Raw genomic sequence first — 9,093 nt, 5'->3', positions numbered from 1 at the left:
GGGCAGGGCATCGGGCGGCGGCGTGGTGGGCAGCGCATCGCTGTAGGCATGCACGACCACCGCATCGAGCAGGCCTTCGTCCACACAGGGCTGGGCGCTGGCCAGCAGCTCCTGGGCGACGATGGCCAGGCGCGCGCCGCTGTTGTCGGCGTAGTAGCGCAGCTCGGTGGCGGTGGTCATCGCGCTCACCGGCACCACCACGCCGCCGGCGCGGAAGATGGCATAGCAGGCGATGACGAACTGCGGGCAGTTCTGGCTTTGCAGCAGCACGCGCTGGCCCGGTGCCAGCTGCAGGCGCTGCTGCAAAAAGCCGGCCAGCGCCTCCACCTGGCCCAGCAGCTGGGCATAGCTGGTGCTGGCGCCCGCGTAGATGATGGCGGCCTTGTCGGGGTAGCGCTGGGCCGAGGCGCTCAGGTTGTCGTCCAGCGTGATGCGGGGCACGCGCAGATCGCGCGAGACCCCTTTGGGCCAGTAGAAGGGCAGCGCAGGGCGTGGGGTGGCGGTGGAGGTGGAGGTGGAGGTGTCAGGCATCGGCCGCTCGCCTCAATCCAGCTGCAGCTGCTGGCTTTGGATCAGCGCGCCCCAGGTCTGCTGGTCATCGGCCACCAGCTTGGCAAAACCGGCTTGCGGCATGCCGCCGGGGCGCCCGCCCAGCTCGCGGTAGCGGCGCATGATGTCGGGGTCATGCAAGACGGCCTGCAGGTTTTCGGCCAGCTTTTTCTGCACCTCGGGCGGGGTCTTGGCGGGCACGAAGAAGCCCATCCAACCGACCTGGTTGAAGTTGCGCATGCCCAGCTCGGTCATCGTCGGCACCTCGGGCAGATCGGGCTCGCGCTGGTCGCCAGTCACAGCCAAGGGGCGCAGCTTGCCGTCCTTGATATGGACCAGTGACGCGGTCATGTTGTCGAACATGAACTGGGTCTCGCCGGTCACGATGGCCATGGTGCCGGGGGCCGATCCCTTGTAGGGAATGTGGACCACGTCGGTGCCGGTGCGCTCCTTGAAGAGCTCGCCCATCAGGTGCGTGGTCTGGCCCACACCGGCGGACGAGAACGACAGCTTGCCCGGCTGCGCCTTGGCCGTCGCCACCAGCGCATCCAGGCTCTGGATCGGCGACTTGGCGGGCACGACCAGCACGTTGGCAAACGAGATCATGTCGGTCAGCGGGGCAAAGTCGCCGGGCTTGTAGCTGAGCTTTTTATAGGCCGTGTAGTTGATGGCATTGGAGCCGCTGTTGCCCACCAGCACGGTGTAGCCATCGGGCTGGGCGCGCGCGACCAGGCTGGCGCCCAGGCTGCCCCCGGCGCCCGGCTTGTTGTCGACGATCACCGACTGGCCCAGGCGCTGGCCCAGCTTTTGCGCCAGCAGGCGCGCCGGGATATCGGTCGAGCCGCCTGCGGCGCCGGGCACGATCAAGGTGATGGTGCGCGTGGGCCAGTTGGCCTCGGCATGGGCGCTGCAGGCGCTGGCGAACAGCGCCAGGGCCGCCAAGGCCCGCAAAGGCTGGCGTGGATGGCTGGTACGTGGCATGGTTTTGTCTCCTGCTGCGCGCTTCTGTGGCGCGTCTAAGGGCTGTGCAACTAAGAGTTCCGGGCTGGACGGGGTTCAGGCACCTTTCCAGACCGGTGGGCGTTTTTCCGCAAAGGCGGCTGCGCCTTCGCGCGCGTCCTGCGAGCTGAAGACCGGCGCGGTGATGACGGCCTGGCGGTCGAACATCTCCGCCAGCGGCCATTCGCCCGACTGGCTGGCCACCTGCTTGCTCGCAGCGACTGCCAGCGGGCCGTTGGCGGCAATGGCCTGCGCCAGTGCCAGCGCGGCATCGAGTGTGCCGCCGGGCTCGGTCAAACGGTTGACCAGGCCCAGCTGGGCAAAGCGCTCGGCGCCGAACATATCGCCGGTCAGAATGCATTCCATCGCCACGTGGTAGGGCAGGCGTTTGGGCAGGCGCAGCAGGCCACCGGCCGATGCGGCCAGGCCCCGCTTGACTTCGGGCAGGCCAAATTGGGCGTCGCGCGCGGCGACGATCAGGTCGCAGGCGAGCGCCACCTCAAAGCCGCCAGCCAGCGCATAGCCTTCGACCGCCGCGATCAGTGGCTTGGTCGGCGGCTGCATGGTGAGCCCGCAAAAGCCGCGCCCCGGCAGGCTGGGGCGCTTGCCCTGCAAAAAGCCTTTCAGGTCCATGCCTGCGCAAAAGCTGCCGCCCGCGCCGGTGATGATGCCGACCCTGAGCTCCGGCTGGCTGTCCAGCGCATCGAGCGCGCTGGCCATCGCCTCGGCCATCTCCAGGGTGGCAGCATTGCGCGCCTGGGGGCGGTTGAGCTGCATGATGAGCACCGGGCCACGGGTTTCGACCAGGAGTTCTGCGGTTTCAGAGCCAGACATGGGGGCCTTTCAAAGGGTGCTGCAGGGCAGGGGGGTCAGCGCGGTTGCATGCGGATCGCGCCATCTAATCGGATGGTTTCGCCGTTCAGCATCGGGTTCTCCAGAATGTGCAGCGCCGTCATCGCGTACTCGGGCGGGCGGCCCAGGCGGGCCGGGTTGGGGACCGAGGCGGCCAGCGACTGGCGCACGTTCTCGGGCAGCTTGGCGAGGATGGGGGTGTCGAACAGGCCGGGCGCAATGGTGCAGACGCGGATCATCTTGGAGGCCAGATCGCGGGCGGCAACGATGGTCATGCCGATGACGGCGGCCTTGGACGAGGCATAGGGAATCTGGCCGATCTGGCCTTCGTAGCCCGCGACCGACGCGGTCAGCACGCAGGCGCCGCGCTCGCCTTCGACCGGCTCGTTCTGCGCCATCGCCACGGCCGACAGGCGCAAGGTGTTGAAGGTGCCGATCTGGTTGATGCGGATGATGTTCGTGTACTTTTCCAGCGAGCCGGGGCTGCCGTCCTTCTCGATCAGGCGCACGGGGCCACCAATGCCGGCGCAATGCACCAGCGCACGGAACTGGCCCCAGGCCTGGGCGGCAGACACCGCCTTTTGCATCTGCTCGGCATCGGCCACATCGGCCTTGATGAATTGGAGCTGGCCGGCGTACTGCTTTTCCATCGCCGCGCCGCGCTCTTCGTTCAGGTCCACCGCCACCACGTTCAGGCCGCGCTCCAAGAGGGCCACGGCGCTGGCTTCGCCCAGCCCCGATACGCCGCCGGTCACGAGGGCGGTCATTCCTTTAGTCAATTGCATCTCAACAATCCTTGTCAGTTCAAACGTTCAATCCGATGGAGCCCGGAGGGCCTTGAGGCGCTTAGCGCAGCACCTCAATAATCGTGGCATTGGCCATGCCTCCTGCCTCGCACATCGACTGCAGGCCATAGCGCTGGCCGCTGTCTTCGAGCGCATGCAGCATCGTGGTCATCAGCCGGATGCCCGATGCGCCCAGCGGGTGGCCCAGCGCAATGGCGCCGCCGCGCGGGTTCAGGCGCTCGCCATCGGCGCCCAGCTCCTTTTGCCAGGCCAGCGGCACCGAGGCAAAGGCCTCGTTGATCTCGTAGTGCGCAATATCGCCCAGCTGCATGCGCGCCTTGGCCAGCACACGCTGGGTCGCAGGGATGGGGGCGGTCAGCATGTAGAGCGGGTCGTCGCCTACGACATCGAAGGCCACAAAACGGGCGCGTGGGCGCAGGCCCAGCTGCAGCGCGCGCTCCTCGCTCATGATCAGCATGGCGCTGGCGCCATCGGTCATCTGCGAGGCATTGCCGGCGGTGGTGCTCCACTGGATCTGCGGGAAGCGGGCCGAGAGTTCCTCGTTCTCGAACACGGCCTTGAGCCCGGCGAGCTTCTCGGGCGTAGTGCTGGCGCGGATGGTTTCATCGGCGCTGACAAGGCCCAGCGGGCTGCGGATGGGCACGATCTCGCGTGCAAACGCGCCGCTGCTTTGGGCGGCATGGGCGCGCTGGTGCGAGCGGGCGGCATAGGCGTCCAGATCGCTGCGCGACAGGCCCCATTTGGCGGCCACCAGATCGGCCGACACGCCCTGGCCCACGAGGCCCGGTGCATAGCGCTCGTCAAAGCGGGCACCGGTGGTGTTCTTGCCCATGCGCGAGCTGCCCATCGGCACCCGGCTCATCGATTCGACCCCGCAGGCGATGACGATGTCCTGCGTGCCGGACATGATGGCCTGCGCCGCAAAGTGCACCGCCTGCTGGCTGGAGCCGCACTTGCGGTCGATGGTGGTCGAGGGCACATGCGCGGGCAGGCCGGCGGCCAGCCAGGCCAGGCGCCCGGGCGTGCCGGCCTGCTCGCCAGCCTGGCTGACGCAGCCGCAGATCACGTCATCGACGGTTGCGGGGTCGAGCTGGTTGCGGGCCACCAGCTGCTCCAGCACCTGCGAGAGCAGGTCGACCGGGTGGAGTTCGGCCAGGGCGCCATCGGGCTTGGCCCGGGCCATGGGGCTGCGGATGGCATCAACTATGACGGGTGTTTTCATCATTTAATGAGACTTGTGGATCATTAAATTAATAATAGGTTTCAAAAAACCGAATACCTACTGGTATTTACCCGCAGTAAATTTCCGAATAAACGCCAGATACTGTCCGTGAAACCTCGAAATTCGAGACGATTGATTCAAAATTAGAGTAAAGATGTAACACAGGTGATTGCGTGCAGCGCTCTCCTGTGCACCACGGAGACCGAGGAGATGCACAACTTCTTCAGCTGGGCCCAGGCCCAGCCCGAGCGGGTGGTTTTGACGCAGGCCGACACTGGCCGGCGCTACACCGCAGGCGAGATAGCGCAGGGCGCAGAGCAGATGGGGCAGTGGCTGGCGCAGCAGGGGTTGCAGGCCGAAGAGACCATCGCGGTGCTGCTGGAGAACCGCTATGAGATCGTGCAGCTGGTGCTGGCCGCGCGGCTGGCCGGCCTGTATGCGGCCGTCATCAGCACGCACCTGACCGCTGCCGAGGTGGCCTATATCGCCCAGGACAGCGGCGCCCGGATGCTGCTGGTCTCCAGCAAGACCTGGCCGACTGCGCAAGACGCCGTGCAGGGCCTGGCGCTGGCCTGCTATTCGGTCGATGACGATACACCCGGTGTGGCGTCCCTGGCCGATGCGCTGGCCGCCGTGCCCCAGGGCGCGCAGATCGACCTGGCCACGCGCCCGCTGGGCCGCGATCTGCTCTATTCCAGCGGCACCACCGGCCGGCCCAAGGGCATCAAGAAGCCCTTGCTCGCAGCGGCTTACCGCCAGCAGCGCGATCCGGAGGTCGCCGCCTGGATGCGCAGCATGCGCTTTGATGAAGACGCCGTCTACCTCTCGCCCGCGCCGCTCTACCATGCGGCGCCCTTGCGCTACAGCCTGCGCACCCTGGATGTCGGCGGCTCGGCCATCATCATGAGCCGCTTTGACCCCGAGCAGGCGCTGGCGCTGATCGAGCGCTACCAGGTCACGCACAGCCAGTGGGTGCCGACGATGCTGGGGCGCCTGCTCAAGCTCCCTGATGAGGTCAAGCGCCGCTACCGGCTGGACAGCCACCGCGTGGCGATCCATGCGGCAGCGCCTTGTCCCTTGGCAGTCAAGCAAGGCATGCTGGACTGGTGGGGCGATATCTTGCTGGAGTACTACGCCGGCTCCGAAGGCTGCGGCACCACCTTGATCGATTCGGCCCAGTGGCGGGAACGGCCGGGCTCGGTCGGCCGGGCCATCAGCGGCCAGCTGCATATTGTTGGTGACGACGGCCAGGAGCTGGGTGTTGGCGAAGTGGGCCGCGTGTATTTCTCGGGCGGCGGCGCTTTCCAGTACCTCAATGACGAGCGCAAGACGCGCGAGGCCATCGACGCGCGCGGCTGGGCCACCTATGGCGACATCGGCCATGTCGATGCCGAGGGTTTTCTGTTCCTGAGCGACCGGCGCGCCGATCTGATTTTGTCGGGCGGGGTCAACCTCTACCCGCAGGAGATCGAGAACGCGCTGGCCCGGCATGCGGCCGTGGAAGAGGTGGCCGTCGTCGGCGTGCCCGATGAGGACTTTGGCGAGCAGACCCTGGCCGTCGTGGTGCTCAAGCCCGGCTTTGCGCCCGACGAGGCCATGGCACGCGCGATTGTCGACCAGGCCGCTGGCAGCCTGTCCAAGGTCAAGCGGCCCCAGCGCCTGGTGTTCGAGCCCAGCCTGCCCCGGCTGGAGACCGGCAAGCTGCTGCGCCGCGTGCTCAAGGACCGTTTCAAGGAGGCGCCGCAGGCGGGCTTTGGCCTGCGCAGTAGCAGCGGCGCCCAGGGCTGATGCCCCTCATTCATTTCTCTTCATTTCACCCTTTGACCACCATGCAAGACCTGACCCAACGCAGCGTGTTCCGCGACGACCATGTGCAATTTCGTGATGCCGTCCGCCATTTCTTTGACAAGGAAATCGTGCCCTTCCATGCGCAGTGGGAGCGCGATGGCATTGTGCCCAAGGAGGTCTGGCGCAAGGCCGGCCGCGAGGGCCTCTTGAACACCATGCTGCCCGAGCCCTATGGCAGCGGCGGCGATTTTGGCCATGCCGCGGTGCTGATCGAAGAGATCGCCCGCACCGGTGCCAGCGGCCTGGGCTTTCCGCTGCACTCGGACATCGTCGCGCCCTATATCCATGCCTATGGCAACACCGCGCAAAAGGACCGCTGGCTGCCCAAGATGGCAGCGGGCGAGATGATCGGCGCGATTGCGATGACCGAGCCCGGCGCGGGCAGCGACCTCAAATCGGTGCGAACCACGGCCAAGCGCGACGGCGACCACTATGTGATCAATGGCGCCAAGACCTTTATCACCAATGGCATCAATGCCGAGATCGTCGTCGTGGTCTGCAAGACGGCGCCCGATCTGGGGGCCAAGGGCGTGTCGCTGATCGTGGTGGAAGACGGCACCCCGGGCTTTGCCAAGGGCCGCAAGCTCGAAAAGATTGGCCTCATGGCGCAGGACACCTCGGAGCTGTTCTTTGACAACGTGCGCGTGCCGGTGGACAACCTGCTGGGCGAAGAGAACATGGGCTTCAAGTACCTGATGCACGAGCTGGCGCAGGAGCGCCTGGTGGTGGCGGTGCGCGCTGCCATGTCGATCGAGGCCTTCTTGCAGAAGACCGTGGACTACACCCGTGAGCGCAAGGCCTTTGGCCAGACCGTGTTCGAGTTTCAGAACACCCGCTTCAAGCTGGCCAAGGCCAAGGCCCAGGCGACGATGCTGCGCGTGTTTGTCGATGACTGCATGCGCCTGCACCTGACGCGCGAGCTGACACCGGACCGCGCGGCCATGGTCAAGCTCAATGCGACGGCGCTGCAAAACAAGCTGCTTGACGAATTTTTGCAGCTGCACGGCGGCTACGGCTATATGACCGAGTACCAGGTCGGCCGGGCCTGGACCGATGCCCGCATTGGCCGCATCTATGGCGGCAGCGACGAGATCATGAAGGAAATCATTGCCCGAACGCTTTGACCATGACCAGCGCCCCGAGCACGCCACAGAGCGCGCCAGCGGCATAACCAGCAACAAGGAGACAAACCATGCAAAACCGCCGCTCGGCCCTGGGCCGTGTGCTCACCACTGCCGCCTGCGCTGCCCTGGTGCTTGCCACCGGCAGCGCCCTGGCCGCCGACAACTACCCCAGCAAGCCCATCCGCCTGGTGGTGCCCTACCCGGCAGGGGGCGGCACCGACATCATTGCCCGCTTGATGGGCACCCAGCTGTCGCAGCGCTGGGGCCAGCCGGTGATTGTGGACAACAAGCCCGGTGCCAGCGGCATGATGGGCAACGACCTGGTGGCCAAGGCGCCCGGCGATGGCTACACGGTGCTGCTGGGCATCACCGCGCTGGTGCAGATCCCCGCGCTGTACAAAAAGGTGCCCTACCAGCTGAGCGACCTGGCCCCCGTGTCGCAGGCGGTCAAGTCGGCCGACCTGGTGTTTGTGCCGCGCAGCTCGGGCATCACCAGCCTGCAGCAGTTTGTCGCCAAGGCCAAGGCCCAACCCGGCAAGCTCAACTTCGGCTCCTACGGCAATGCCACCTCGTCGCACCTGCATGGCGAGCAGCTCAAGCTCAAGGCCGGCATCGACATGGTGCACATCCCCTACCAGGGCTCGGGCCCGGAGATGGCGGCCATGCTGGGCGGCCAGCTGGAGTCGGCCTTTATCGATGCGGCCGCTGCCTACCCACATATCAAATCGGACAAGGTCAGCATCCTGGCGGTGACCGGCGCGCAGCGCCACCCCGCGCTGCCCGATGTGCCGACGATGGCCGAGGCCGGCTACAGCGGCTTTGAGGCCAATGGCTGGTTTGGCTACTTTGTACCCGCCAGCACCCCGCAGCCGATTGTGGACAAGCTGGGCAATGAGCTGGCTGCCATCGTCAAGATGCCCGAGATCAGCAAGCGCCTGCTGGACATGGGCCTGATCCCCGTGGGCTCGACGCCGGCGGAGTTCAAGCCGCTGCTCGCGCGCGATGCGGCGCACTGGAAATCGATTGTCGATGCGGCGAAGATCTCGATGGATTGACGCGAAAACACAGCGCTTTGGCGGGACTTAGGGCGGGCTGTGGCGTACCCGCGCAATCAACCCATGGCAGACTATCGCCTATGTCCCCTCCCGCCTTGCTTGTTGCCGATGACCACCCCCTGTTTCGCGCTGCCGTGGTGCAGGTGATCCGGGGGCGTTTTGGCGCCTTCGAGGTGCTCGAAGCCTCCAGTGCCAGCTCGCTCAGCGCAGCGCTGGCGGCCCACCCCGGCATCGAGCTGGTGCTGCTCGATCTGACGATGCCGGGCACGCATGGCTTTTCGGCGCTGCTGCATGTGCGCGGCGCCTACCCGCAGTTGCCGGTGGTGGTCATCTCGTCCAACGACCACCCGCGCATCATCCGCCGCGCCCAGCAGTTTGGCGCCTCGGGCTTTATCTCCAAGGCGGCGGCGGCCGACGCGATCACCGCAGCGATCGAGGCGGTGCTGGAGGGCGATACCGTCTTCCCCTCGATGGCCGCCGAGCTGTCGCAAGAAGATGCCGAGCTGGCCGCCCGCATGGCGCAGCTGACACCGCACCAGTTCAAGACCTTGCTGTATCTGGCCGATGGCCTGCTCAACAAGCAGATTGCGCAGGAGATGGGCGTGACCGAGCACACGGTCAAGGTGCATGTGACCGCG

Annotated in this window: 9 protein-coding genes; 4 read left to right on the top strand and 5 right to left on the bottom strand. The window is 66.3% G+C overall.

Translation table 11 applies throughout. The features are described from left to right. From H928_RS28320 to H928_RS0116380, 5 genes are all read right to left on the bottom strand, one after another. The coding region (locus H928_RS28320) for an AMP-binding protein (protein WP_043340633.1) at positions 1–531 on the bottom strand (531 nt) is incomplete at its 3' end. Positions 532–543: 12 nt separating this feature from the next. Continuing rightward, positions 544–1,530 (bottom strand): tripartite tricarboxylate transporter substrate binding protein, encoded by a 987-nt coding sequence (locus H928_RS0116395; RefSeq protein WP_043340630.1) that lies wholly within the window; start codon positions 1,528–1,530, stop codon positions 544–546. A 75-nt stretch (positions 1,531–1,605) separates the two neighbouring features. Further along, positions 1,606–2,382, bottom strand: a complete 777-nt coding sequence (locus H928_RS0116390; protein ID WP_021027480.1) for a crotonase/enoyl-CoA hydratase family protein — start codon at positions 2,380–2,382, stop codon at positions 1,606–1,608. A 35-nt stretch (positions 2,383–2,417) separates the two neighbouring features. Next, entirely contained in the window at positions 2,418–3,185 is a 768-nt protein-coding gene (locus tag H928_RS0116385) for an SDR family NAD(P)-dependent oxidoreductase (RefSeq protein WP_021027479.1), read from the bottom strand. 61 nt (positions 3,186–3,246) lie between these two features. Continuing rightward, complete coding sequence (locus tag H928_RS0116380; RefSeq protein WP_027011031.1) at positions 3,247–4,428, bottom strand: thiolase family protein; 1,182 nt, start codon at positions 4,426–4,428, stop codon at positions 3,247–3,249. 210 nt (positions 4,429–4,638) lie between these two features. Between H928_RS0116380 and H928_RS0116375 the strand changes: the two genes are divergently transcribed. The 4 genes from H928_RS0116375 to H928_RS28315 all read left to right on the top strand — a co-directional run. Next, positions 4,639–6,216: an AMP-binding protein gene (locus tag H928_RS0116375; protein WP_021027477.1), complete on the top strand. Its 1,578-nt coding sequence runs from the start codon at positions 4,639–4,641 to the stop codon at positions 6,214–6,216. 41 nt (positions 6,217–6,257) lie between these two features. Next, positions 6,258–7,400: an acyl-CoA dehydrogenase family protein gene (locus H928_RS0116370; RefSeq protein ID WP_027011030.1), complete on the top strand. Its 1,143-nt coding sequence runs from the start codon at positions 6,258–6,260 to the stop codon at positions 7,398–7,400. Positions 7,401–7,468: 68 nt separating this feature from the next. Beyond that, positions 7,469–8,455: a tripartite tricarboxylate transporter substrate binding protein gene (locus H928_RS0116365; protein ID WP_021027475.1), complete on the top strand. Its 987-nt coding sequence runs from the start codon at positions 7,469–7,471 to the stop codon at positions 8,453–8,455. Positions 8,456–8,535: 80 nt separating this feature from the next. Further along, positions 8,536–9,093: response regulator transcription factor (locus tag H928_RS28315; RefSeq protein ID WP_043340627.1), on the top strand; the 558-nt coding region annotated here is incomplete at its 3' end.

The sequence above is a fragment of the Comamonas sp. B-9 genome, assembly GCF_000410635.1.
Taxonomy (GTDB): Bacteria; Pseudomonadota; Gammaproteobacteria; order Burkholderiales; family Burkholderiaceae_C; genus Comamonas.
The sequence above is the reverse complement of the archived record's forward strand: the minus strand, read 5'-3'. Positions and strand labels throughout refer to the sequence as shown.